The sequence below is a fragment of the Cecembia sp. genome (assembly GCF_007126775.1).
Classification (GTDB): domain Bacteria; phylum Bacteroidota; class Bacteroidia; order Cytophagales; family Cyclobacteriaceae; genus Cecembia.
The window spans coordinates 1-24,014 of the sequence record NZ_SLAP01000034.1 but is presented as its reverse complement, the minus strand read 5'-3'; the positions used below and the strand labels follow the sequence as shown (position 1 = coordinate 24,014).

24 protein-coding genes and 1 pseudogene are annotated in these 24,014 nt (G+C 40.4%); 14 read left to right on the top strand and 11 right to left on the bottom strand.

The window, feature by feature from the left end:
• Positions 1-95 precede the first annotated feature (95 nt).
• From QZT73_RS02655 to QZT73_RS02635, 5 genes are all read left to right on the top strand, one after another.
• On the top strand, positions 96-1,253 hold the full coding sequence (locus tag QZT73_RS02655) for a carotene biosynthesis protein (RefSeq protein ID WP_291786472.1): 1,158 nt from the start codon (positions 96-98) through the stop codon (positions 1,251-1,253).
• 43 nt (positions 1,254-1,296) lie between these two features.
• The gene (locus QZT73_RS02650) at positions 1,297-2,037 is read left to right on the top strand and encodes a hypothetical protein (protein ID WP_291786470.1); all 741 of its coding nucleotides are present in this window, start codon (positions 1,297-1,299) and stop codon (positions 2,035-2,037) included.
• A 54-nt stretch (positions 2,038-2,091) separates the two neighbouring features.
• Positions 2,092-2,826, top strand: coding sequence for a DUF6503 family protein (locus QZT73_RS02645; RefSeq protein WP_291786481.1), 735 nt, complete (start codon positions 2,092-2,094; stop codon positions 2,824-2,826).
• Positions 2,827-3,266: 440 nt separating this feature from the next.
• Positions 3,267-3,476, top strand: coding sequence for a DUF2892 domain-containing protein (locus QZT73_RS02640; protein WP_291777016.1), 210 nt, complete (start codon positions 3,267-3,269; stop codon positions 3,474-3,476).
• A 156-nt stretch (positions 3,477-3,632) separates the two neighbouring features.
• Positions 3,633-5,042 carry a Gfo/Idh/MocA family oxidoreductase gene (locus tag QZT73_RS02635; RefSeq protein ID WP_291786468.1) on the top strand — a complete coding sequence of 470 codons (1,410 nt, stop codon included), beginning with the start codon at positions 3,633-3,635 and terminating at the stop codon, positions 5,040-5,042.
• A 132-nt stretch (positions 5,043-5,174) separates the two neighbouring features.
• On the opposite strand, the gene QZT73_RS02630 is transcribed toward QZT73_RS02635, so the two are convergent.
• The 5 genes from QZT73_RS02630 to QZT73_RS02610 are packed head-to-tail and all read right to left on the bottom strand — an operon-like array spanning position 5,175 to position 8,653.
• Positions 5,175-5,633 (bottom strand): DUF4268 domain-containing protein, encoded by a 459-nt coding sequence (locus QZT73_RS02630; RefSeq protein ID WP_291786466.1) that lies wholly within the window; start codon positions 5,631-5,633, stop codon positions 5,175-5,177.
• A 9-nt stretch (positions 5,634-5,642) separates the two neighbouring features.
• Positions 5,643-6,506, bottom strand: a complete 864-nt coding sequence (locus QZT73_RS02625) for a ChaN family lipoprotein (protein WP_291786464.1) — start codon at positions 6,504-6,506, stop codon at positions 5,643-5,645.
• Positions 6,499-6,864 (bottom strand): dihydroneopterin aldolase, encoded by a 366-nt coding sequence (gene folB / locus QZT73_RS02620; protein WP_291786462.1) that lies wholly within the window; start codon positions 6,862-6,864, stop codon positions 6,499-6,501. Before folB ends, QZT73_RS02625 begins: the two co-directional genes overlap by 8 nt.
• On the bottom strand, positions 6,864-7,739 hold the full coding sequence (locus QZT73_RS02615; RefSeq protein ID WP_291786460.1) for a DivIVA domain-containing protein: 876 nt from the start codon (positions 7,737-7,739) through the stop codon (positions 6,864-6,866). Before QZT73_RS02615 ends, folB begins: the two co-directional genes overlap by 1 nt.
• Positions 7,740-7,744: 5 nt before the next feature.
• On the bottom strand, positions 7,745-8,653 hold the full coding sequence (locus tag QZT73_RS02610) for a WD40 repeat domain-containing protein (protein ID WP_291776998.1): 909 nt from the start codon (positions 8,651-8,653) through the stop codon (positions 7,745-7,747).
• 37 nt (positions 8,654-8,690) lie between these two features.
• Between QZT73_RS02610 and QZT73_RS02605 the strand changes: the two genes are divergently transcribed.
• A complete protein-coding gene (locus QZT73_RS02605; RefSeq protein ID WP_291786456.1) occupies positions 8,691-9,320 on the top strand; it encodes a 4'-phosphopantetheinyl transferase superfamily protein in 630 nt (209 codons plus the stop codon).
• 43 nt (positions 9,321-9,363) lie between these two features.
• Positions 9,364-9,951: a redoxin domain-containing protein gene (locus QZT73_RS02600; protein ID WP_291786454.1), complete on the top strand. Its 588-nt coding sequence runs from the start codon at positions 9,364-9,366 to the stop codon at positions 9,949-9,951.
• Here QZT73_RS02600 and QZT73_RS02595 read toward each other — a convergent pair.
• From QZT73_RS02595 to QZT73_RS02575, 5 genes are all read right to left on the bottom strand, one after another.
• Positions 9,948-10,796 (bottom strand): transglutaminase-like domain-containing protein, encoded by an 849-nt coding sequence (locus QZT73_RS02595; RefSeq protein ID WP_291784900.1) that lies wholly within the window; start codon positions 10,794-10,796, stop codon positions 9,948-9,950. The genes QZT73_RS02600 and QZT73_RS02595 overlap by 4 nt on opposite strands.
• Before the next feature lie 77 nt (positions 10,797-10,873).
• The gene (locus tag QZT73_RS02590; RefSeq protein ID WP_291786452.1) at positions 10,874-12,502 is read right to left on the bottom strand and encodes a carboxyl transferase domain-containing protein; all 1,629 of its coding nucleotides are present in this window, start codon (positions 12,500-12,502) and stop codon (positions 10,874-10,876) included.
• 288 nt (positions 12,503-12,790) lie between these two features.
• Positions 12,791-13,381, bottom strand: coding sequence for a phosphatase PAP2 family protein (locus QZT73_RS02585; RefSeq protein ID WP_291784905.1), 591 nt, complete (start codon positions 13,379-13,381; stop codon positions 12,791-12,793).
• Positions 13,382-13,393: 12 nt separating this feature from the next.
• The gene (gene hemF, locus QZT73_RS02580; protein ID WP_291784908.1) at positions 13,394-14,290 is read right to left on the bottom strand and encodes an oxygen-dependent coproporphyrinogen oxidase; all 897 of its coding nucleotides are present in this window, start codon (positions 14,288-14,290) and stop codon (positions 13,394-13,396) included.
• 33 nt (positions 14,291-14,323) lie between these two features.
• Positions 14,324-14,950: a phosphoribosylanthranilate isomerase gene (locus QZT73_RS02575; protein WP_291784911.1), complete on the bottom strand. Its 627-nt coding sequence runs from the start codon at positions 14,948-14,950 to the stop codon at positions 14,324-14,326.
• A gap of 84 nt (positions 14,951-15,034) precedes the next feature.
• On the opposite strand from QZT73_RS02575, the gene QZT73_RS02570 reads away from it, so the two are divergent.
• Genes QZT73_RS02570 through rpe form a run of 3 tightly spaced genes read left to right on the top strand, consistent with a single transcriptional unit; the run spans position 15,035 to position 18,062 of the window.
• Positions 15,035-15,721, top strand: a complete 687-nt coding sequence (locus tag QZT73_RS02570; RefSeq protein WP_291784913.1) for a hypothetical protein — start codon at positions 15,035-15,037, stop codon at positions 15,719-15,721.
• Positions 15,708-17,357 carry a S8 family serine peptidase gene (locus QZT73_RS02565; protein ID WP_291784915.1) on the top strand — a complete coding sequence of 550 codons (1,650 nt, stop codon included), beginning with the start codon at positions 15,708-15,710 and terminating at the stop codon, positions 17,355-17,357. Before QZT73_RS02570 ends, QZT73_RS02565 begins: the two co-directional genes overlap by 14 nt.
• A 51-nt stretch (positions 17,358-17,408) precedes the next feature.
• Positions 17,409-18,062, top strand: a complete 654-nt coding sequence (gene rpe / locus QZT73_RS02560; RefSeq protein WP_291786450.1) for a ribulose-phosphate 3-epimerase — start codon at positions 17,409-17,411, stop codon at positions 18,060-18,062.
• Between the two features lie 87 nt (positions 18,063-18,149).
• On the opposite strand, the gene QZT73_RS02555 is transcribed toward rpe, so the two are convergent.
• The gene (locus QZT73_RS02555; protein ID WP_291784919.1) at positions 18,150-18,752 is read right to left on the bottom strand and encodes a hypothetical protein; all 603 of its coding nucleotides are present in this window, start codon (positions 18,750-18,752) and stop codon (positions 18,150-18,152) included.
• Positions 18,753-19,084: 332 nt separating this feature from the next.
• On the opposite strand from QZT73_RS02555, the gene QZT73_RS02550 reads away from it, so the two are divergent.
• The 4 genes and pseudogenes from QZT73_RS02550 to QZT73_RS02535 all read left to right on the top strand — a co-directional run.
• Positions 19,085-19,588, top strand: coding sequence for a hypothetical protein (locus tag QZT73_RS02550; RefSeq protein ID WP_291784921.1), 504 nt, complete (start codon positions 19,085-19,087; stop codon positions 19,586-19,588).
• 98 nt (positions 19,589-19,686) lie between these two features.
• A complete protein-coding gene (locus QZT73_RS02545; protein ID WP_291786448.1) occupies positions 19,687-20,667 on the top strand; it encodes a hypothetical protein in 981 nt (326 codons plus the stop codon).
• A 95-nt stretch (positions 20,668-20,762) separates the two neighbouring features.
• On the top strand, positions 20,763-23,252 hold the full coding sequence (gyrA, locus tag QZT73_RS02540) for a DNA gyrase subunit A (protein WP_291784925.1): 2,490 nt from the start codon (positions 20,763-20,765) through the stop codon (positions 23,250-23,252).
• Positions 23,253-23,289: 37 nt separating this feature from the next.
• Positions 23,290-24,014 (top strand): annotated as a pseudogene (locus QZT73_RS02535) (methyltransferase); the annotation flags it as partial.

Here is a 24,014-nt window from a genome sequence, read left to right as displayed (position 1 = left end):
TCCTCCCGAGAGAAGCCTTTTTTTATAACCTCATGGCCTTCTCGCTTTGCTTTGTACTATACCTTGCTCTATACCAAAAAGTAAAATTGAATCAATTGTCCTTAAAGTATGGGCTTGTTATAAGCATTTTTGCCAGGCTTTTGTTGCTTTTTGCCATTCCATCCTTGTCTGACGACTTTTACCGCTATTTTTTCGATGGACATTTGATATTGAAAGGAATCAACCCATACGCCTACCTTCCTGAAGAATTGGTGAAAGACCAGATATTGGAAGGATCCTACCTTTATGACTTGTTCAAAGGTATGAATTCCCCTGAGTACTATTCTGTTTACCCTCCCCTTCATCAATTATTTTTTGCATTAACAGCTTTGTCAGGTGAGCGATTGCTGGGCAATTTGCTGATTTTAAGGACAATTATTATTGCTTTTGACCTGCTCAACATATTCCTGGTTTACCAATTGTTAAAAATGTGGTCAATGCCAGGTCATAGGGTAATACTTTATACCTTAAACCCATTGGTGATTTTGGAATTGACAGGAAACTTACATTTTGAGGGGATGGTGTTGACAGGCTTATTGGCAGTACTTTATTTTTTTGAAAAACAACGGTTGCGTATGGCCTCTGCTGCCTGGGCATGGGCATTAGGTATTAAGTTGACACCCTTAATGCTGGGTCCTTTGATTTGGAGAAAGGCTGGCCAATCCAAGTTTTCCCTAGCCTTTTTGATTTGGTCGGCCCTTTTTATAGCGCTTGTTTTGGGTTTACTCTTAATCGATAAAAGCTATCTGAATTTTTGGCAAAGTATACGCCTTTATTCCATTAGTTTTGAGTTCAATGCTTCCATTTATTACCTCATACGCTACATTTCGGCATTTTTTATGGATTATAACCCCATAGTTTATGTTGGACCTTTCCTCACTGCTTTGACCTTTGTACTGGTTTTGGTCTTGAGTTTTTTCATCCATCTCAAAAATGGAAAAGAATTGGCTTTAGGAATGCTATGGGTATATTTGGTGTATTTCCTGTTTCAAACTGTAGTGCATCCATGGTATCTGATTCCTGCCTTTGGATTGAGTGTACTCACGGGTAACCGAGTGTTTTTGGTTTGGACAGGTTTGGTGTTTTTGTCTTATTCAGCTTACCTCGAAGGCGGCGTGGATGAAAACAGCCTATTGCTCTTGCTGCAATACGGCCTGTTGATCGGTAGTATTTTTCTGGAGTTAAAAAAACTTAGAAACCCAGGATTGATTTGAAAGGCTACAATCCTTCTTATATTTGCGAGCAAACTCCGGAAAAATGAGAGATTTAAGTGCCTTAATTCCCTATTCTATTTTCATTTTATTGTTTTTTTCCTGCTCAACCCGTGACAAGCAGGCCGTTTCCATTATAGAAAAGTCCATCCAGGCCCATGGTGGAGAGAAAGCCTGGGAAGACATTGAGTCCATAAGTTTGGTGAGAGATATCTGGATGTTTGATGAAAATGGAGATACGGAGTCTTATGTAAGGCAGGAAAATGATTTTCGCCTTAAGCCTTTTTTTGAAGGAAAGATGAATTGGGTAAAGGACAGCATCCCACATCGAGTCCATTTTGATGGGGTCAGTACCCAGTACCATATGGGGGAAAATGAAATTCAGAATGAGGGCTTTCTTCAAAACAAAAAGAGGGATTTGGATGCAGCATTTTATGTACTCACCAAACCTTTTGATCTTTTGGATAAGGAAAAATACCTGGAATATATTGGAAGAGAAGAGCTCCCTGGTGGCGTTCCTGTGGAAACTGTAAAGGTTATAGATGGTGACCCTGCTGACCCTGCTGTTGATATTTGGTGGTACTATTTTGACCCGAAGTCCTTTGAAATCCTGGCATATAAAGTTAAAACTTCTGATCATTTCAGTTTGGTATACAATCAGGGTTGGGATAGAACAACCGGCTTGTTGCTTCCTGCAAGGAGGGAGAGCTACCGAGTTGATGAGGAGGGAAAGCATTTGTATCAAAGGGCCATTTATGGCTATGGAATGTATCAAGTGAAGCGATAGGCTTACGTTTAACTTGCTTGAAAGCAACTAATTTATCCAACAAAATTTGAAATGATGAAAAATTTATTCCTGATTTTAGTATGCCTTTTGATATTCTCTGCCTGTGGTCAAGGAGATCGAGAGGCCCAGCGCATAGTGGATGCAGCGATTGCTGCCCATGGTGGAGAGCGTTTTGAAAAAGCGAAAATTAGTTTTGATTTCAGAGAAAGACATTATCAAATTTTTAAATCTCCGGAAAGATTTGAATATGTCCGAGAGTTTACCGATTCCACTGGATTTGTAAGGGATGTATTGAATAATGAGGGTTTCGTCAGGACCATCGATGAAAAGGAGGTTTCGTTACCTGAGGATAGGGTAAGCGCTTTCAGCAACTCTGTAAATTCCGTGGCTTACTTTGCTTTTTTGCCTTATGGACTAAATGATGCAGCTGTTATCAAGGAATATTTGGGGGAAACCGACATTGAGGGGAAAAATTATCACCTGTTGAAGGTGACTTTCAAACCTGAGGGAGGAGGAGAAGATTATGATGATGAATTCTTATATTGGTTTGATAAAACCACCTATCGCTTGGATTATATGGCTTATTCATACCATACTGATGGAGGAGGGGTAAGGTTCAGGAAGGCCATCAGACAGCATAAAGTAAATGGCCTGGTTTTGCTAGATTATGAGAATTACAAACCGCAGGAAAAAAACACTGCTGTAGAAGATATGGAAAGTCTCTTTAAGTCTGGAGAATTGGAACTGCTTTCTGAAATACTACTTGAGAGCATAAAAGTTGAATTTTAGATAGGGTCTGCTGAAAAACAGCTAAGACACTTAAAGTCAATATTTAGAGAATGGTTTTATAAGTCAAAGTGCAAGGTTTTTTTAAGCAAGATATGTTGGAAAGCTTGCATCAAATTATCAAAAATTTGATAATTTATAGCTTAGCCTCCGGCACAATATCTTCATTGTTGGCTTCAGCTCGAAGTATAACAATACGTCTTCGCTTTGCTGCCTAGAGTCTATTGCACCTGAGTCTTTTTCAGCAGACCCTATATATGACTGTGGTAGTTGGGTTTTAAAACATATCAATCATCAAAAGGTCTACCGACAGCCGATTCTCTCTCATTATGAGTTTGTTTAATCTTTAATTTTTGATTAGATTTATTAAGTCCGAATCTGAATTGAGATTTGGCTTTTGGATAAATACAATAAACCATTTACAAAAATAACCCAACACAAAAATGAAAAAGAATATGGGAACTGCGGATAAAACTATTCGCATTATTATCGCATTGGTAGCTGCTTACCTTTATTTTTCAGGAATCATCCCCGGAATTGTGGGCATTGTTCTTTTGGTAGTAGCCATTGTATTTGTATTGACCAGTTTGGTCAGTTTTTGTCCATTATATACCCTGATAGGAGTCAACACCTGTGGGGTTAAGAAAGAATAGCTTGTTGAAAATCCAGAATAAAGGGCAAACCAATGAAGGTTTGCCTTTTTTATTGCCCTTAATAATTTACGCTTCCCGATAAGTAAAGAATTAAAGAAAATTGATAATTTAAGCTCTCAATTCATTTTTGAGATCAAAACATTAAATGCATTATCCATGAAAAATAACCGCAGAGACTTCATCAAATTGGCAGGTTTAGGTTTGGTGGGAGCCGGAATTCCCCATTTGGCAGAAGCAGAAAGGCCCGAGGAGGTTTGGAAACTGAGTCAAAGAAACCATCAACAGCAATTCAATATGTGCGGATATGCAGCTCCTAAACTTTCGACGGTCAGGGTAGGAATTATCGGATTGGGAATGCGTGGCCCTGGAGCAGTGGATAGGTTAAGCAAGATAGAGGGCGTGGAAATCAAAGCCCTTTGTGACCTGATTCCTGAAAGGGTTGATAAAATGAAGGCCAAACTTTCGGGTTCCCAACACAATCCAGAGGGATACTCAGGTTCCGTATATGCATGGAAAAAAATGGTTGATCGTAACGATTTAGACCTAATTTATATCGCTACACCTTGGGATTGGCATACCCCAATGGCAGTTTATGCTATGGAGTCTGGCAAGCATGCCGCAGTGGAAGTTCCTGCTGCAAAAACCCTGGAAGAATGTTGGCAATTGGTAGAGACTTCTGAAAGAACGAAAAGGCATTGCATGATGCTGGAAAACTGTTGTTATGACTTTTTTGAATTGATGACTTTGAGCATGAAACGGGATGGATTCTTTGGGGAAATCATTCATACGGAAGGCGCTTATATCCACGATCTATTGTGGTTGAATTTCATGAAAGCATCTGAAGGAGGCTATCAGGACATGTGGCGTTTGAAAGAGAATTTCAGGGACGGCAACCTGTATGGAACTCATGGATTGGGCCCTATATGCCAGATCATGGATATCAATCGGGGAGATCAGATGGATTACCTTACTTCTCTTTCGAGTGCTGATTTTCATATGGCAGACAAAGCCAGAGAACTGGCAGAAGCAGATAATTACTTTGCTTCTTTTGCTGAAAAAAGATATGGAGGCAATATGAATACCACAATCGTTAAGACCAAAAATGGCCGATCAATAATGATCCAGCATGATGTGACCTCTCCGAGACCCTATTCCAGATTGCATACTGTTAGTGGTACTGATGGTTATGCCCAAAAATACCCCAATCCAAAAGTGGCAAAAGGTCATAGCTGGATGAAAGAGGAGGAAATGAAGGCACTGGAGGAAAAATACACACCGGAAATTGTAAAAAAGGTAGGGGAGTTGGCCAAGCAGATAGGTGGCCATGGGGGCATGGATTTTATGATGGATTGGCGGTTGATCGATTGCCTTAGGAATGGATTACCTTTGGATCAGGATGTATATGATGCAGCGCTTTGGTCCGCGGTTTCACCATTGAGCGAGTGGTCCGTTGCCCACCGTTCCAATTCCATAGATATCCCTGATTTTACAGGTGGAAGTTGGAAAAACAATGCGCCAGTTGAAATCACCCTTAAAGGTGGAGGAACGACCAAGGTAATCGTTTGATTTTGAGTAATCTATCTTAAATTTTGGATTTCGGTACTTAGGAGCCGAAATCCAAAATATTTCATTTATTGTTGAAGTTTTTTTGAAAAAGCAATAGAGGGTCTCATTAGGAGCCTTATACTTGGTAAAATACTAAAACGCTTCAAAAGCTGGCTTTATATTACTCCAAAAGGCATCCAGAGCAATGATCCTTGGCTTTAAAAAAGAAATGATGTCCGGCCAGTCACTTTCTTCCATTACATTTACTCCTTGTAATACTTTTTCAATGCGGGAAATGGTCTTATTAGATTCATTGGATAGGTGCATCCTCCATTCCCATTTTTCTGCCACTTCTGATTCCAAAAGTGTTTGAAAAGCCTCAAATTGCTCAAAATACAATTGCTGTAACTCCAAATCGGTGTGGGTGATTTCTATCCCTATGGATGCAAATTCACGCTCTGCTTTCATTCGAAAATAAATATCCTTGACCCCGGTTTTGTAATTTTGCCAATTGGTCCGGAAACCCTCCGCGTTGGGGACAGGCTTCATATATTGCCCAAAAGTAGTCCAGAAGTCCTTTCTGATTTTTGCTTTTTCTGTCCTGCTGTACATGCAAACCAATCAATAACTCTTGGGTCCATCCAAGGGGGTTACCATTATATAATCCGCTGTTCCAAGGTGTTTTTCTTCCAGTTCATGCACATTTTCCTGCTCCACTGTATTGATTGTCATCAGGGCCATTTCAGGAAATCTTTGAAGGATGTACCAAACAATTCCTTCGTAATTATTGGAATGATAGGAACCGTTAATATGCAAAATGGTTTTTCCGTTTTCCAATGCATTGAAAAGAGAATAAGCCATTGTGGCGTCTTTTATCGCTTGTGCCTCAATCATATAATCCATATTCATGGGAGAGCCATGCATCATTTCGGCCATGCCTTTGTATCCAGGCAATTCTTTGTCTACAGTTACAGGGAGCGCAGCAATGTAAGTTTTGGCTTCATCGGATAAAGTCTCCAATCCTGACAGTCCCTCTCTGCTTACCAAAGAAGCATATTTCCTAGGAACGTTGGACGCTATAAAAGGTATTCCTTTGGACTTGGCAAAAAGCATGAGGGGTTTGTAGTCTGTCTTATAATTGTTCCAAAGTTTGACCTCTGCTTCAAAATTCCGCTCAGTAATCCTGTCAGCAAACCATTCATTGATGTTTAATTGGTCATCTCTTTCAAAAAATTCTCCGGCCAATACCAGCTTATCCTTTGAAGCCTCCAAGGCTTTCAATAGACGAAGTTGTAGCCAGTGCGCAATGCTGTTATTGTGCAGTTCTCCAAAGAAAACTAATTGATGTTGAGAAGCTATTTGGGACATGGCCTCAAACCTTACCTCTCTTCCTTCTTTATCAAAAACTTTAAATGCAGCCGTCTGCGCGTCAACTGAAAAACTCAGAAAAATTCCAAGCAGGAAACTTATACAAAACTTAATCATAATCTTCAGGATAATTGACTGTCACTACAGAATAATTGACCACTCCTCCCAAAGCAGGATTGTGCTTTTTGATGGTAATAGAAACAGACTTGATTGCAGGGTAAGCAATAAGGATATCTTTGATCATCAAATGTGCAAGATGTTCTAGCAGCTTGACAGGTTCCTGCATATGCGATTGGGCGATTTTATATATTCCAACATAATCAACCGTGTCCTGCAATGCATCTTCCAACATCGCCTTCCTAAAATCTGTATCCACGTGAATATCTACCGTAAACCTGTTTCCCAATTTGGTTTCCTCAGAGTACACACCATGGTAAGCATGAAATTCAATTCCTTCCAGTGAAACTCTTCCCATTAGTCCAATTGGTCAAAAAATGATCCTTCTTTCTTATTTTTCTGCTTGTCAGCCTCAATTTCCTCCTCTTCTTTCCTCATATCTTCTTCATTTTGTTGATTGGCATCAACCCCATGCCTTAATTCTTTGTCAGAAATCTCGGCTTCTTCATTTGTTTCCTCCGGTACAATTGCTTGCTCCTGTTCTTCATACATATTGGTTGTTGCAGGGTTTGCATCAGCTTCCAATTTTTCTTCTATTGCAGTAGCTGCACTTTCTTCCTCTGCTTCATTTTTTGGTTCAACCAAAGAATGTTTGTCGGGCCTATCTTTATCCAACCTATCCAAAAGTTCATGAAAAGATACAAAGGATGCGGTTTCAATTCCTTTTTCAGAATTGCTCAAGGTCTCTCCTAAATCCTGGCTGATTCTTGTCAGGTTTTTAAGTACCAACAATCTATTGTTGATCAAAGCGTCATAATCCCTTGCGGCTTCCTTGATATTTCTTTTTACACCTTCCAGAATATCTTCAGACTTGATTTCAGCATTTTCAAGCATTTTTTGTGCCTGTACCTGTGCTGCTTTGACCATACTGTCCGAATTCTGATGTGCTTCCTGCAGCAATTCTTCGGCAGTTTTATTGGCCTCTTCGATAATTGCAGCACCTGTATCCTCTGCCGTCTTAAGCGTTCTGAATAAAGATACTTCTACATCCTTTAGCTTTTTGGCTTCCCGCTCAACCGTCTCCAATCTTCGCTCAAGTTCATTTCTCTCATGGAGCAGTTCGTCAAATTCTTCAGCGAGGATCTTCAAAAACTCAGTTACCTCATCTGGATTGTAACCCCGGAAAACCTTTTCAAATGACTTATCCCGTATTTCGCTTGCTGTATATTTCATTGTCTTTATAGTTCAATTTGCCAAATGGAAATGTTTCTATCATCGCTTACCGAGACAATCTGTTGGTTGTAGCTGCTCCAAAGCACTTTGTTGATAGATGTGCCATGGCCTGCATGTCTCGCTTTGTCGATTACTTTAAGTAGTTTATATGTATTGCTGTCCCATACTTTGATGGACTTATCCATGCTACAGGTTACAAAATAGTTGCCATCTTCCCTAAAAGACAGGTAGTTGATGGCAAACATGTGCGCAACAATTGATTCCTGCAGCGCATAATTTTTGGTTTCCCAAATTTTGAGGTTTGCATCACGCCCCCCTGATATCATGATGGATTTTACTGGGGAATACCCCAAAGCAAAAACAGAATTATTATGGGCTTCCAAATTGTGAATGGGGCTGTGGTCCGAAAGATCAAATACCTTGATGGAATGGTCGCTCAGGCCTGCCGCCAATTGTCTTTTTGTCGGATCGATAGCAAATACCCTGACACTTTTCTTGCCTATTTTGATATGTTTCTTGATGCTTTGCTGCTCAATGTCAATTACTATAATGATGCCATCTCCTGTGCCTACATACAACTCATTTCCAATGGCCTTCATGTCAAATATGGACTGATCTGTAATTTTCATTGACCATACTTCTTTGGATTTTTCCAGATCAATCACATGTATGCCCTCGAAATTGTGTCCTATAAAAAGCAAATTCCTTTCTTTGTCCACCTCTAAAGCATAAACAGAATGGGCTACTTTGGCTATCAGTCTGCCATCTTTGGGACTGTCCAGGTCCCATTCGACCACCATGCCATCTCCTGAACCGGTATAAAAAAAACGAGGATCCGGACCTTCTACCAATGCATAAATGCAATCGTTGTGTCCAGACAATGTATGCAGTTTATTAACTTGTATTTTTGACATAAATTGCTGTGATTAGCACACCAACCCAAATGGGCCTATGCAAACAAAAATAGAAAAAATAAGTCCTTTATCAGCCTTAGCCATCAATAATATTCAAGAAGTTTCCCAAAATGGAGTTGATTTTTTGAGCTTTAGAGAAAAACTGTCATTTGCCAATATCTCCAGATTAGATAAAAAAATAGAATGGAAAGGAGCGAGAGTAGCAATCAAATCTGCTTTGGATTGTATTTCTATGCCTTATCCCGGTTTTTTTAAAGATGAGTACGGTAAGTCACATCCCATGGATGGTTATGGTTATGTATCCCTCACACATACCAAAGGAATGGCAGCTGCCATCTTTCACAAGGACATGCCTGTAGGAATTGATTTGGACTATGTAAGGGAAAAAGTAATCCGTCTTGGACCAAAATTTTTGGCGCCTGTTGAATTGGAATTTGTTGACAATGACCCTGTCCTCCATACCATTGCATGGTCAGCAAAGGAGTCTATTTATAAGTGCCAAGGGAGGAAGGGAATCAGTCTTAAATCCAATATTTTACTCGAACCTTTCTCATTCGATGATACAGTCCTAAAAGGTAAAATCTATCATTCCGAACATTCAGATCATTTCTATCAGGTAAAGGTGGAAAGAGAAAATGATGTAATTTTGACCTACACCATTTGGTAGGGTCTTTGTATAATATAATTAAGATAAAATTAATGCCCCCATTATGAAGCATGTCGTTACATTACTGATGTTGGTCTTTTTCTTGGCATTTCAGGCCAATGCCCAAAGGGCGAATGATTTCCGATTGAAAGATGCCTTATCCGAAAGTGATTTTACTCTGGCTGAGCATACAGATGCAAGGGCGGTGGTGTTGATTTTTACCAACTTGAACTGTCCTTTTTCAAAACTATATGAGGAAAGAATTGTCGCCCTTCACCAACAATTTTCCGCTCAGGGTTTTGTTTTTGCCCTTATCAATCCCCATACGCAGGTAGAAGAGGAGGAAACAATGGCAAATATTAAAATCCGGGCTGCTGAGCAAAATTTAAAGATGCCATTTCTCATGGATGATTCCCAAGTAGTGACCAAGCAGTATGGTATTACCAAACTCCCTGAAGTCGTTATTGTAACCCCAAGCCCAACGGGTTTTGCCATCGCTTACAGGGGAGCCATTGATAATAATCCTCAAATAGCAGAAAATGCCAGTCTCAAGTACTTGGAAAATGCACTGACTGCAATCAGTAACAGGAGAAATCCAAGTCCGACTTCTACCAGACCTGTAGGATGCAATGTACGCTTCTTGAGCCGCTAAACTTCGGGAGTGACAATGCTTAACATCTCTTTTACTTCATTTACCTTTTCGACCTCGCCTAATTTTTCAAAAGCCATCACCAGGTTTCTAAGGTAGCGGGCTATGATATCCTTATTGCTACAAGGTTCAAAATACTCCTCTCTGGGATCTATTTTGAGGTGATCCAGGTAATTGACAATATCCTGCCTGCTGAATACAAGCCCTTTGTTAAAAGCATTGATGTAAAAAGTACTGTCTTTGGATTTGTAAGTTAGTACGAATAGATTGGGTAAATTCACCCCGTATATAGGGAGTCCCAATTTTTGGCCCACCAAGAGATAAATGGATGCAAGGCTAATCGGGTTTCCCTTTTTGGTTTCCAGTACATTGCTCATCATGCTGTTACCTGGAGAATGAAAATTTTTGGTATTGGCAGAAAAACGGATCTGATTGAATAGCACACTATTGATAATTCTCACCTGTTCATTGGGCTGCAGGTCATTCCTAAATGCAGTCCACACCTCAAAATAAATCTGATGCATGTCGGCATTCAGCTTTTCATATTCCAAATCGGGGTACTGAAAGGTATTCAAAATCCAAAGCCCGGTCAGTAAGTCTTTATCAGGGCTTTTTATCCAGTCTTTAAGCCTTTCTTTCAAAAGATCAAACTGTAGGAAATGCACCATTTCCTCGATTTCCTTTTGAATCTCTGGATTAAAGCTTTCTTCCCATTTTTTTTCCAAAAAGGGGATAGCCTCATTCCCTAAGGAAATAATCCTGTCCTTGACATGGTTTTTGACTTCCATGTCGGTATCATCCAGCAATGAAATCAAGGCATCCAGCTCTTTGGGTGTTAATTTTTCCATAGTAATTTACTCGCAATAAGTTACAAAAATAACAGCATTAGACAGGTGCATTTTTGCATAATTTTTGGATAAATCAATCAGGTTTGTATCACTCCCACATTGAATTTCTCTGTGATCGGTGCATTATTTGCAGCTTCAATCCCTTTGCTGATTACTTTACGGGTTTCCAAAGGATCAATCACACCATCCACCCAAAGCCGGGCTGCTGCATAATATGGACTCAACTCCTCATTGTATTTATCTGTAATTTCCTGCAACAACTGATTCTCGGCATCTTTACTGATCTCTTTACCTGATTTTTTCAATGCAGAGACTTTGATTTGAAGCAGGGTCTTGGCAGCGGAAGCTCCGCTCATTACAGCCATTTGAGCAGTTGGCCAGGAAAATATCAAACGAGGATCATAAGCTTTGCCACACATAGCGTAATTTCCTGCCCCATAGGAATTACCTAGGATAACGGTAAACTTCGGAACAACAGAATTGGCCATGGCATTTACCATTTTCGCCCCATCCTTGATAATCCCTCCGTGTTCTGCCTTGCTTCCCACCATAAATCCGGATACATCCTGTAAAAAAACCAAAGGGATTTTTCTTTGGTTGCAATTCATGATAAACCTTGCCGCTTTATCAGCAGAGTCGGAATATATCACGCCACCCATTTGCATTTCACCTTTTTTATTTTTGACGATTTTTCGCTGATTGGCAATGATTCCAACGGCCCATCCCTCAATTCTTGCTGTTGCACATATCAGGGTTTTGCCGTAATCTTTTTTGTATTCCTCGTATTCAGAATTGTCAACCAAGCGGCCGATCACTTCCATCATGTCATAAGGCTTCACCCTGTCATGGGGAAAAATCCCATAAAGCTCTTCTTCATTTTTCAGTGGTTTTTTGGGTGCTGCCCTATCAAAACCTGCCTTTTCAAAAGCACCGATCTTATCAAATATCTTTCGGATAGCATCGAGACATTCCTGATCTGAATCGTATTTATTATCCGTCACACCGGAAATTTCACAATGGGTAGTTGCCCCTCCCAAAGTTTCATTGTCCACATTTTCCCCGATCGCTGCCTTGACCAAATAGGACCCAGCAAGAAAAATGGACCCTGTTTTGTCCACGATCATGGCTTCATCAGACATAATGGGAAGATAAGCCCCACCTGCCACACAACTTCCCATGATGGCAGCTACTTGGATAATGCCCATGGAAGACATTTTTGCATTATTGCGAAACTGCCGTCCAAAATGCTCTTTGTCAGGAAAAATTTCATTTTGCATAGGCAGAAAAACCCCTGCACTGTCTACTAGATAAATGATGGGCAAGCGGTTTTCCATGGCAATTTCCTGTGCTCTCAGATTTTTTTTGGCGGTCATGGGAAACCAGGCTCCTGCCTTTACTGTGGCATCATTGGCAACAATCATGCACATTTTTCCGGCAACATAACCCATACCGGTTACCACTCCTGCTGAAGGACAGCCTCCTTCATCTTGGTACATCCCATCTGCTGCCAAAGCCCCAATTTCCAAAAATTCCGAATCCTGATCAATCAGGTATTGTATCCTTTCGCGCGCAGTCAATTTCCCTTTTTCATGTTCCTTTGCAATTCTCGCCTTTCCACCCCCCAATTTGACAGTTTCCAGCTTTTTTTTAAGTTGAAAAAGTAATTGTTTGTTCAAGTCTTCGTTTTTATTGAATTCAATGTCCATAAAGTTATTTGGGTATAGTTTTCTGTAGCGCTAAAATAAACCTTTTAGGTGAAGGTAAAAATACAAATTGTATGGATTGGACCTGGAAAAATTTCTCAGAGGATTTCATTTGGACCAATCTTACCCTTGAACCCGGATTCCAAGACATTTTTATAAGTATCGTTATTTGGATGGAATTATACATGCAGTAGCTTCCGCTCTGCATCTTGGAATTCTTTATATAAATTCCGGGTTGAAACAAGGATTTTTCCTCCATGAGGAAAAGATGGGATTATTGGTATTTCAACATCAATAGGGCAAAGGGCTTTTGACATCTGGGAAAAACCTATCCTTAATCATTTTCATAATTAAATAACCCAAGGTTGCACTCATCACTCCAACAAATCCTCCCACTAAAATATCTCCGGGATAATGCACCCCCAAGTATATTCTGGTGTAGGAAAATAAAAGAGCCCAAGCAAATAGCCACTTGAGCCAAGGATACCTGAATGCCAATGTCAAAGTCATGATGGTGGCCACACCGAAACTATTGGAAGCGTGGGAAGAGGCAAAACCAAATTTCCCACCCCCACAATACCCATAATTGTGCACCATTCCCTCCAATAAAGGCTCATGGCAAGGCCTCAAACGTTCAAAATAAGGCTTCATCAATCCGGAAGCTGTTTGATCGGCAAAGAGAATTGTTAAGCCAATGGCCATAAAAACCCACCAACTCTCTTTCTTGTAGGTTTTCACAATCAAGAAGGAAAAAAAAGCATACATGGGTACCCAAGGCCAGGTTTTGGTGAGCGTAAACATGATGGGGTCAAAAAAATCAGAATGGAAACCATTCAGATACAGAAATAATGCCTCGTCCCAACTGCTGATGATTTCCAACATGTTTTGATTGTTTTAAATAGTTGCCCAGTCTATGTCTTTCTTGAGGTATTCAAGGGTATTGGCTTCATTTGAACCCTTTTCCGGTTGATTCATGTATTCCCAATTGGCCATTGGAGGCATACTCATAAGAATACTTTCAGTACGACCATTGGTATCCAAACCGAATTTGGTGCCGGCATCCCATACCAAGTTGAACTCCACATACCTTCCTCTCCTTAGGGCCTGCCATTTTTTCTCCCTTTCTCCATAGACCATGTTTTTGTTCTTGCCCATAAAATGCCGGTAAATTTTCGGAAAAAGGAAGCCTATGGCTTTTACAAATTCAAAGATATTTTCCATTTCTACCGGGTCATTGCTTACCAATCTGTCGAAGAAAATGCCGCCTATTCCCCTGGTCTCATTTCGGTGCTTAATAAAAAAATAATCATCTGCCCATTTCTTGAATTTAGGATAATAGTCTCCATGAAAACGGTCACAAGTAGCTTTTACTTGTTGATGGAAATACCTCGCATCGTCCAGATCTACATAATGCGGAGTAAGGTCAATTCCACCCCCAAACCATTTTACCCCCGTACTCATTTCAAAGTACCTGATGTTCATGTGAATGATAGGAACCATTGGGCTTTCAGGATGCAAAACAATAGATACCCCCGTTGCAAAAAAGTCAGCCTTTTCGAGTTGTAGTTTGTTAAGGATTTTTTCCGGAGTAGGGCCTTCCACAGCAGAAAAAGCAACACCGCCTTTTTCGATGATATTCCCGTTTTGAAGTATCCTTGTTCTACCACCTCCTCCTTCTGGCCTTTCCCATTTGTCTTCTTTAAATTTGCCTTTTCCATCCTCGATTTCCAGTTCCTTACAAATATGGTCCTGAATGGCTTTGAAATCTTCGCTTATCTTGATCTTATCCATTTATTATACTTCCTTCCTATGCAAGTCCATGTTTTAATCTTCAATTTCCAACAACTCCAATATATCGGCCAATTCATCAAAATCCTTCAGACCAGGTTTGATTTCGTCTCCCCCCTCCATTTCAATTCCTTTAATGCCGGTTTGATCTATCAATTCCAATATATTTCCCGTATGAAAACCAAAGCCTACCAGAACGGAACATTTTTCTGCCAAAGCTTTTAATTCAGCTTGTACTTCTTTGGTCAATTCAACGTTATCCGAATGCAAGAGCAATACCACACCGTGTTCCCGGTAACTGTCTGCCTTGGCGGTCAATTCCTTGATGTCCCCTGCACTTTTTATGTTGGTTTTCAGAATAATGCCGTATTCAGTGTTGACCAACATCTTGAGGTGAATCTCTTCCTTAATCTGGATAAATTCAAAACCACCATAGGATTTTAAGGTCTCAAGAATATTTTCCGGATGGGAGAATTCAAACTCCGCCACAAAACGCACACCTGAAAGCCAATCCGTAATTTCTTTAAATTTTTCTGATGTGGTGAAATTTTTGCTGTTTTCCTCCAGGTCAAAACCCATTAAATTGACCTGCATCCCAGAACAGTACCGGGCATCAGAAAGGTTATTGACTGCGGATATTTTTACAAAAGTTCTAAGCGCCATGGTAAAGATTGTTGATTTTGTGGGCGCTAAGGTAAAAGATTTCAATCTAAAAACGTATTTTTACAGCATAGTAAGCCTTCGGTTATGCGCTATCAATTATTATTCAGCATTTTTCTTTTTATATGTCTTTTTGTTTCCTGTAGGGAAGTAGAGAATCCACGAACGGATTTTGGAAGGGATTACCAGCCTTTGGAAGAAGGACTTTATTGGATTTATGATGTAGAAGAGACCATTGTTTTTGGGGAAAACGATAGTATTTCTGAAACCTATTTTATCCGGGATTTTATCGAATACAGCTTTGTCAATGTACAGGAAGAAGAGGTCTTCGTCTTAAGAAGAGAAAGGTCTCTTGATGGGAGCAATTGGGAACAGTTTTCAGGATACTCCCTTCAATTCAGAGGCAATGCACTGATTCGGAACTTTGAAAATAAAAAAACAGTTAATCTTGTGCTCCCTGTTCAGGAAGGGAAAACCTGGGATGCAATGGTGTATTCCAACCTTCCTGCAGATATGTTTCAAATTGCCTTTACCGGTAACTTCACCATTGGAGAGCAGTTGTTCCAAAGATCTGTGAAAGTGCTTCAGGAGGAAGATGATGATGAAATCACATTCAGGGATAACCGTTATGAAATATTCTCCTTGGGAGTGGGCATGATAGAACATTACTATGAGGTATTTACCTACTGCAGCCGTAATGATTGTCTTGGTCAAATGATTAAGGATTCGGGCCGAAAAACCCATCTCAAACTATCCAGTTATGGCAGGTTGTAAATTGAAACTGTTCTTATTTATTGTTTTCCTGGGAATTGGCTTTAGTGTATCTGCACAAAACCGCTATGCTATTCATTACAAGTACAAACCACAATCCATTTTTGATTTGGATAATGCGGGAGCTTATTTGAGTGCAGAGGCCATTGAAAGAAGACTCAGGTATGGCATAGCCTTGGATAGTCTGGATCTCCCCGTTTCAGAAAAGTATATAGCATCCATAATGCCTTTGGTAGAACAGGTATTGTACAACAGTAATTGGTTGAATGCTTCTTTGGTTGTGGCCAGCCCTGAACAAGTGCAGGAAATTGAAAATCTGAATTTTGTAGAAGATGTGATTTTGGCGGGAATTGGCTTTGTTGCGGAAGGCAGGCTTAGCAATTCCCTGAATACCAAAGTAGGCCTGAGGTTTAACCTTAGAAATAAAAAAACGGAAGAGGATCGCATGTTTGATTTTCAGAATGCCTTACTGGGCATTCCAGAAATGCACGAGTTGGGATATACAGGAAAAGGAATGACTATTGCTGTTTTTGATGCCGGTTTTCCGGCAGTGGACAGGATTCCTGCATTTTCTCATCTTTTTGAAAACAACCAAATTATCGGTACCAAAGATTTTGTGGATTTGTGGAATGATAATGTGTACTCCAAGAACCAACATGGTACCAATGTGTTGTCCTTGATGGCTGCCAAGGACCCTGAAACCCTTTTGGCAGCGGCACCAGGGGCAAGGTACATTTTGTGTATTACCGAGGAGGTACCCACTGAGTATAGAATAGAGGAATACAACTGGGTCAAAGCTGCTGAGTTTGCAGACAGTTTAGGTGTGGATATCATTAATAGTTCTTTGGGTTATTGGGATTTTGATGACCCGGAAATGGATTATTCTTTGGAGGATATGGATGGGGAGACAGCCCTAATCAGCAGGGGAGCTTCCATTGCTGCAGAAAAGGGAATTTTAGTGGTGACCAGTGCAGGAAACTATGGATCAAGGGGGCCAAGTAGTATTACTGCTCCGGCCGATGCCAAGGGAGTGCTCAGCATAGGGGCTACCAATATGGGCGGTGCCCATGCCACTTTCAGTTCACAAGGCCCTACAATAGACGGGAGAATAAAGCCTGAGCTTTCCACTTTTGGACAGCAGGTCTGGTTATTGAGAAGCAATGGTAATTTATCAAATGCCAGTGGAACATCCTTTTCTTCTCCCCAAATAGCTGCTTTGGCAGCGGGCTTATGGCAGGCAAGACCAGAGTGGAACAAGGACAAGTTGATTGAAGAACTTTTGAAAAGCAGCACACAAGCAATGGAACCTGATAATCTATTGGGTCATGGCATTCCTAATTTTGTCAAAGCCTATTATGGGCCTATATTGAATATACAAAACCCTCAGGAAGTAGGAGAGTGGAAGGTGTTTCCTAACCCCCTCAGCGGTACCATGCTTTTTGTCAAATTTGGGAACAACCTTTCTGGAAATTTTTCCCTTCTGGATTTCCAGGGTAAAATCCTCAAAAAAGAGGCTGTAGATAGAAGAGATGGGGGAGTACCCTTTGAAATCAACCTCCCTGAATTGCCGGCAGGGGTTTATATGATAGAAATGCAATCCGGTTCAGAAATAAAGCGGACAAAGTTGTTGAAAAGGTAGGCTTCCAAATCTATTTTTCTTTTTTTTGCAAGCAATAATGATACATACAGCATGTCAGTCAAAATAGCACCCTCCGTTTTAGCAGCAGATTTTGCCAATCTCCAAAAAGAAGTTGAAATGCTGAATGCTTCAGCAGCAGATTATATCCATGTGGATATTATGGATGGGATGTTTGTGCCAAATATATCCTTTGGATTGCCGGTAACTGAAGCCATTCACAGGCATGCATCAAAACCTTTGGATGTGCATTTGATGATAATGGACCCTGACAGATACTTGCCTGCTTTCAGAAAAGCGGGAGCAGAAGTACTCACTGTACATGTAGAAGCTTGCAATCACCTTCACCGCACGGTGCAATACATCAAGGATCTGGGAGCAAAATCAGGAGTGGCTTTGAATCCCCATACGCCAGTGGCAGTTTTGGAAAATATTTTGGATGATTTGGATTTGGTATGTATGATGTCCGTCAACCCTGGTTTTGGAGGGCAGAAGTTCATCGAGGCAACTTTTGACAAAGTCAGGAAGTTGAGGCAAATGGCCAATGAGAGGGGCTTAACTACCATGATTGAAATTGATGGGGGGGTCAATCAGGCCAATGCTCCCTTGCTCTTGGAAGCTGGGGCTGATGTGCTGGTAGCGGGAAGTTTTGTTTTTACTTCAAAAGATCCAATTGCCACAATTAAGCAGCTAAAAGAGATAGGTTGATTCCCTTTGATAAATCTTGCAGCGTTTGCTTCTAAGAACTTAAGATAAGTTTTTAAAGTGTAGTCAAACCTGGAGGCGTACAAAAATCTAAAATACCATCCTGAATCCAATTCCTCCGGGTCCTGCGCTTAGGCCTTCCAAAAGTATTGGCAATTTCTTCCCGTGACTGTTATGGATCATGTATTTGATGATATCAAAACTCATTAAAAATGCACCTTGCAGGATTACAGACTGCCCAAAACCGCTAATCCTGGGATTATCTGTCCTCCTTCCTCTTTCTATCATGTATAATCCTCCTGCCATATAGGCCACATCTAATCCTGCATTGACCAATAATATTTTTTCAATGGACTGTTGTCTTTGTAAGGTCTCCCAAAAATCATCATTGGGAACTTCTTTCATTGCTGAATAATAACCTAATCCTGCGATCAGTAAATTGACTCCATTCCAATAGGCATTCATCTGATGGAATCCCTGCAGTTCTCCGGTAGTTCTTCCTGCCATTACCCCTCCCCAAATAATATTCCCAACTGCCCATGACCCAAGAATCACCATGCCTTGCTTGTTGTATTGTATACGTGTTGAATTAAAATCCTGTAGCAGCCCTTCGTGAGATTGTGCTTGAGCGGGTTTGATATAAATGGAAATAAGGAATATGCTGAGTAACAATTTGGGAAAGATGTTTTTCATAAGTTTTTTTTATTTAACAGGAAACGGGTTCAGGTGTTTCGTTCTTCTTCTTTAACAAAAGTACATTTTCCTACAGGTAGAGGTATGCCCTAGCAGGAGAGTAATTGACTTTGGATAAAAAAATGGATTTGACATTTGATTGTTATCCTTTAAACCAAAAACAATAAGATTTAACATAGAATGCAGTTAAAATAAAAGCCACTTTTATGTTATTATTGCCTTTTAACAAGTTTTAAGGTATGGTTTTTGTCATTTTTCTTGTGAAATTGAAGTTTTGGTTATTTATTGAAAATTGAATTTTAACTAATTATTGATTTAAACCAATTATTGCGATGAAAAAATTATTCTTATTGGCTTTCCTCATGTTGGGTATGATCAGCGTACAAAGTTATGCTCAGGACGAAAGCGAAGAGTTGACTGAGGAGGAAATGGTAAAATATGCCGAAATGGAAGCCAAAGTACAGGCTTTTATCAAGGACAAACAGACTACCATGGAAGAAATGATCAAAACCAATGAGACCTTAGGTGGGGGAGCAAGATACAATGAGCTCAAAGGTGCTTGGGGTGATGACGAAAAATTGACTGAAATTGAAGCTACTGATGAAGAAAAAGAAGCTTTTGCAGAGATTCAAGAATATATTGACGCTATTGGAGATGAAGTAAAGGAATACATGACTGGTTTGATCATGGACGCGGAAACATTGGGCGCTGCTACATACAATAAAGTCAGAAGAGCCATGAGTGCAGATCCTGCTGTCAAAGATAAGATCAGTAACCTTGTTGCAGAGTTGCAGTCTCAGGATGAGGATGGAGAAGCTGAAGGAGAGAATATTTAATTCCTGGTTACTATAGTATATTGGTCCCAAGTAATTGGGGCCTTTTTTTGTTTTTTAGGATATATAGTTTTTACTTTTGGAATCGTTTAGACATATATATGAGAGGACCGATCTTTTTTTTAATTCTTTTTCTAGGTTTTGGTACGCTTGAAGCCCAAGAAGATATTTTTGGGATAGACACCAAAGCCAGAACCAAAAACCGTAAAGCCCAGAGTGATATTGGCAATGTGACCAGAAATCTTATTTCCAATATCAGTTTTGAATTCTCGGGTGGAGGAGCTTACCACAATTCAGTCATAGACTTTTTGTCAGAGACTCCTGGACAATACCCTATTTCGCAGTTTCGAAACCTGGATAGCTTAAGAGAGCTAACCGGAGAGGACACGCTTCGCTTTAGTGGCGGCAGTTATGCTTTTCCTGTAAATTTGGGTGTGCGGATCAATGTTTTCAATACACTTACCATAGGTGGGGGTTACGGAAGAGAGTTTGGGAATATAAGCAGTCTCCAAGCTGATAATTATGAGTGGAATTTTGAGCAAAACAGTTATGTGATAGACCGATTTTATGGAACTGTGGGCTTGGTATTGTATGATGCCAGAAAAAGAGCGAAGTATTTATCCTGGCGGTACAGGCGTTATGGCTCTTCTAATTTTTATATGCAATCCGAGAAAAACCAAAGAATCAGACAAAATTATCCATGGCGCTTTATTTTGGAAGGAGAGTTTGGGAATGTCATCATGCGTCAAAGCTTTGATGAAAACTTGAATGCCAATGATAGATCGTTCTACAGTGTTGGGTTAAGAATAGAAAGGGAGTTTTCCGAATACAGCAGAATATTTGTCAAAGCGGGAGCTGAATTCAGAAATTTTGGGTTTCAATCACAAAACCTCAACGAATTTCAGGATTTGAGCCAAACCCTTTACATAGCGCAAGTTGGTTTTTCCATTAACCTTCCCGGCACGAAACGTTGTAAAGTAGAAGGTTGTGGTGTGGTAATGAGGCATTTACATGATGGGGTGGAATACAGAGGAAGCTCAATTTTCAGGATGCAAAACAGAAAGATCGGTCAATGGTATTAGGAAGTGTTTAAACATGTCTTCAAAGACCAAATAATCTGTTTTAAAAGCGTTTTCTTTTTATTAACTTGCCAGCTTATTGAGTATGTAAAGACAATATGGCGCAAGGAGAAAACGAGAACATTATACCAATTAACATTGAGGACGAAATGCGTGGAGCTTACATCGACTATTCGATGTCGGTCATTGTTTCAAGGGCGCTTCCAGATGTACGTGATGGTTTGAAGCCCGTCCACAGAAGAATACTTTTTGGAATGCAGGAACTTGGGGTCTTGCATAATAAACCTTATAAAAAATCAGCCAGAATAGTAGGAGAGGTCTTGGGTAAATACCATCCTCACGGAGATTCAGCAGTTTATGAAACCATGGTCCGTATGGCCCAGCCTTGGTCCCTGCGGTATCCCTTGGTAGATGGTCAGGGTAACTTTGGTTCCATCGATGGGGATAACCCCGCAGCCATGCGTTATACGGAAGCCAGGTTGAAGCGGATTGCTGAGGAACTCCTAATTGACATAAACAAGGAAACAGTTGATTTCCAGCTGAATTTTGATGACTCATTGAAGGAACCTGTGGTTTTGCCTGCCAAAATACCAGCACTTCTGCTCAATGGAGCATCGGGAATTGCAGTGGGTATGGCCACGAATATGGCTCCACATAACCTGGGTGAGGTAGTGGATGGTATCGTTGCATTCATTGACAACAGGGAAATTACCATACCTGAATTGATGGAATACATCATAGCACCTGATTTTCCGACTGGGGGTATCATCTATGGATACAATGGTGTAAAAGCTGCTTTTGAAACGGGGAGAGGAAGGATTATCATGCGCGGGAAGGCAGATATCGAGACCAAGGATAACGGCAAGGAGGCGATCATCATTTCTGAGATTCCTTATTTGGTCAATAAGGCCAATATGATTGAGAAAACCGCCCAGCTGATCCAAGAGAAAAAGATAGATGGTATTTCTGCAATTAGAGATGAGTCAGATCGGCAGGGGATGAGGGTAGTTTATGAACTGAAAAGGGATGCTATTCCGAATGTAGTCCTCAATAATTTATATAAACAAACACAGTTACAGACCTCATTTTCAGTGAATAATGTCGCCCTGGTTAAAGGAAGACCTCAGACATTAAACCTGAAAGACATGATATTACACTACGTTAATCACAGACATGAGGTGGTTATTCGTAGAACTGAATACGAGTTAAGAGAAGCTGAGAAAAGGGCACATATTCTTGAAGGCTATCTCATAGCGCTTGACAATCTGGATGAAGTAATTTCACTAATCCGCAGCTCAAGAGACCCAGAGACAGCAAGGAATGGCTTGATAGAGAGATTTGGTCTTAGTGAAATTCAGGCAAGAGCTATTCTCGATATGAGATTGCAGCGTCTTACCGGTATGGAGCGTGAGAAAATCCAGGAAGAATATAAGGAGATCATGGCTTTTATAGAAGACTGTAAGGATATTTTAGGCAGTGAGGAAAGAAGGATGCAGATCATCAAGGATGAACTCGCTGAAATCAAGGACCGATATAATGATAGTAGGCGTACGGTCATTGAGCATAATGCAGAGGACTTCAGTTATGAGGACATGATCCCTAATGAAGAGGTGGTCATAACCGTATCCCACCAAGGTTACATCAAGAGAACCCTTTTGACGGAATACCGTACCCAAAGTAGAGGGGGTGTGGGTTCAAGGGGAGCTACAACCAAGCAGGATGATTGGACAGAATATCTCTTTACTGCTTCTACCCATAATTACCTTTTGATCTTTACGGACCATGGAAAACTCTTTTGGCTGAAAACTTATGCCATTCCTGAAGGATCCAAAACTTCGAAAGGAAGACCCATCCAAAACCTCATTAATATTGAACCTGATGATAAAATAAGATCTATCATTCAGGTAGTGGATCTCAACGACGAGGATTATGTCAATAACAATTACCTCGTAATGGTCACCAAAAAGGGGATTATCAAGAAGACTACTTTAGAACAATATTCCAGACCGAGAACAAATGGCATCATCGCTCTCAATATCAGAGAAGACGACCAATTGCTTCAGGTGGATATGACCAATGGTGATTCCCATATCATTATTGCTGCTAAATCAGGACGTGCAATTCATTTTCATGAATCGACTGTAAGGCCTATGGGAAGGACAGCTACTGGTGTAAAAGCAATAACGTTAACGGATGTTAAAGACGAGGTTATTGGCATGGTATGTGCTTCCAGAGAAGATGCAAACCTCCTGGTTGTATCTGAAAAAGGTTATGGAAAACGGTCTCCATTGGATGAATACAGAATTACCAATAGAGGAGGAAAAGGAGTGAAAGCCATGAATGTGACCGAAAAAACGGGAAGCTTGGTAGCCATAAAAGAAGTGGTGGATTCCGATGATTTGATGATTATCAACAAATCTGGGATCACAATTAGAACTCCTGTTGCTAACCTAAGGGTGATGGGTAGGGCCACACAAGGTGTAAGGCTAATCAAATTGAATGAAGGGGATTCCATTTCCTCTGTCGAAAAAATTAAAAAAGAAGAGGATGAGGAGGAGCAAGAAGCTTCCGATCAACAAAACGAATAGAACTTAAACAGAACCAAACAATAAGCAAAATAGCAAAATGATGAAAAAGTTGTTCTTATCAATAGCATTAGTCGGTATCGCGACTTTTGCTTTTGCCCAAAAAAAGGTAGTAAAGTCTGCTGAAAGAAATTTCAAAAAGGGGGAACTGGAAGTAGCCCTTGAAGAAATTGAGAGTGCACTGCAGGACGCTGATACCAAGGATGACCCGAATACTTCCTTAGTTAAAGCAAGAATTCAGACAAAGAGATTTGAACTGGATGAGGAAAACACAACAGAAACAGTTGATGTAGGCATGTCTGCTTTGGAGTATTTCAACAAAGCACTTTCCATGGTAGACGGTGATCTTTCCAGTAAAGTAGGAAAAGAAATAGTAAAGGAAGACATTCCTGAAATGCCTGATAATCTGAGACCCTTTTCAAGAGAAACCTTAAAAATGGCAGCGTTTAACAAGGCTATTCAAACCTATGAAGAGGAAGACTATGCGATGTCTTATGAGTTCTTCAATCTGGTTTCCGAAATTGATCCAAGTGATACGACAGCCAACTTTAACGCTGGGTATCTGGCTTATCAGGAAACGGGTGATATTGATGCTGCGAAAAAACATTTTAAAAGATTAATCGAAGATCCAGAGTACAACAAACTGAATACCTATTATTTCCTCATTCAGATTGCCAGTGCTGAAGATCAGGATCCTGAAGCTGCGTACAATTATGTAGCTGCTGCAAGAAAAGATTATCCTGAAGACAAAACATTGTCTGAATT

What these genes read in the sequence shown, in the direction of transcription:
- rpe (WP_291786450.1), top strand. Translation starts at nt 17,409, where the DNA reads ATGTCAGTCAAAATAGCACCCTCCGTTTTAGCAGCAGATTTTGCCAAT.
- QZT73_RS02550 (WP_291784921.1), top strand. Translation starts at nt 19,085, where the DNA reads ATGAAAAAATTATTCTTATTGGCTTTCCTCATGTTGGGTATGATCAGC.
- QZT73_RS02590 (WP_291786452.1), bottom strand. Translation starts at nt 12,502, where the DNA reads ATGGACATTGAATTCAATAAAAACGAAGACTTGAACAAACAATTACTT.
- QZT73_RS02595 (WP_291784900.1), bottom strand. Translation starts at nt 10,796, where the DNA reads ATGGAAAAATTAACACCCAAAGAGCTGGATGCCTTGATTTCATTGCTG.
- QZT73_RS02565 (WP_291784915.1), top strand. Translation starts at nt 15,708, where the DNA reads ATGGCAGGTTGTAAATTGAAACTGTTCTTATTTATTGTTTTCCTGGGA.
- QZT73_RS02585 (WP_291784905.1), bottom strand. Translation starts at nt 13,381, where the DNA reads ATGTTGGAAATCATCAGCAGTTGGGACGAGGCATTATTTCTGTATCTG.
- QZT73_RS02545 (WP_291786448.1), top strand. Translation starts at nt 19,687, where the DNA reads ATGAGAGGACCGATCTTTTTTTTAATTCTTTTTCTAGGTTTTGGTACG.
- QZT73_RS02570 (WP_291784913.1), top strand. Translation starts at nt 15,035, where the DNA reads ATGCGCTATCAATTATTATTCAGCATTTTTCTTTTTATATGTCTTTTT.
- QZT73_RS02630 (WP_291786466.1), bottom strand. Translation starts at nt 5,633, where the DNA reads ATGTACAGCAGGACAGAAAAAGCAAAAATCAGAAAGGACTTCTGGACT.
- QZT73_RS02605 (WP_291786456.1), top strand. Translation starts at nt 8,691, where the DNA reads ATGCAAACAAAAATAGAAAAAATAAGTCCTTTATCAGCCTTAGCCATC.
- QZT73_RS02635 (WP_291786468.1), top strand. Translation starts at nt 3,633, where the DNA reads ATGAAAAATAACCGCAGAGACTTCATCAAATTGGCAGGTTTAGGTTTG.
- QZT73_RS02600 (WP_291786454.1), top strand. Translation starts at nt 9,364, where the DNA reads ATGAAGCATGTCGTTACATTACTGATGTTGGTCTTTTTCTTGGCATTT.
- QZT73_RS02610 (WP_291776998.1), bottom strand. Translation starts at nt 8,653, where the DNA reads ATGTCAAAAATACAAGTTAATAAACTGCATACATTGTCTGGACACAAC.
- QZT73_RS02615 (WP_291786460.1), bottom strand. Translation starts at nt 7,739, where the DNA reads ATGAAATATACAGCAAGCGAAATACGGGATAAGTCATTTGAAAAGGTT.
- QZT73_RS02575 (WP_291784911.1), bottom strand. Translation starts at nt 14,950, where the DNA reads ATGGCGCTTAGAACTTTTGTAAAAATATCCGCAGTCAATAACCTTTCT.
- QZT73_RS02625 (WP_291786464.1), bottom strand. Translation starts at nt 6,506, where the DNA reads ATGATTAAGTTTTGTATAAGTTTCCTGCTTGGAATTTTTCTGAGTTTT.
- QZT73_RS02555 (WP_291784919.1), bottom strand. Translation starts at nt 18,752, where the DNA reads ATGAAAAACATCTTTCCCAAATTGTTACTCAGCATATTCCTTATTTCC.
- QZT73_RS02640 (WP_291777016.1), top strand. Translation starts at nt 3,267, where the DNA reads ATGAAAAAGAATATGGGAACTGCGGATAAAACTATTCGCATTATTATC.
- QZT73_RS02650 (WP_291786470.1), top strand. Translation starts at nt 1,297, where the DNA reads ATGAGAGATTTAAGTGCCTTAATTCCCTATTCTATTTTCATTTTATTG.
- folB (WP_291786462.1), bottom strand. Translation starts at nt 6,864, where the DNA reads ATGGGAAGAGTTTCACTGGAAGGAATTGAATTTCATGCTTACCATGGT.
- hemF (WP_291784908.1), bottom strand. Translation starts at nt 14,290, where the DNA reads ATGGATAAGATCAAGATAAGCGAAGATTTCAAAGCCATTCAGGACCAT.
- gyrA (WP_291784925.1), top strand. Translation starts at nt 20,763, where the DNA reads ATGGCGCAAGGAGAAAACGAGAACATTATACCAATTAACATTGAGGAC.
- QZT73_RS02645 (WP_291786481.1), top strand. Translation starts at nt 2,092, where the DNA reads ATGAAAAATTTATTCCTGATTTTAGTATGCCTTTTGATATTCTCTGCC.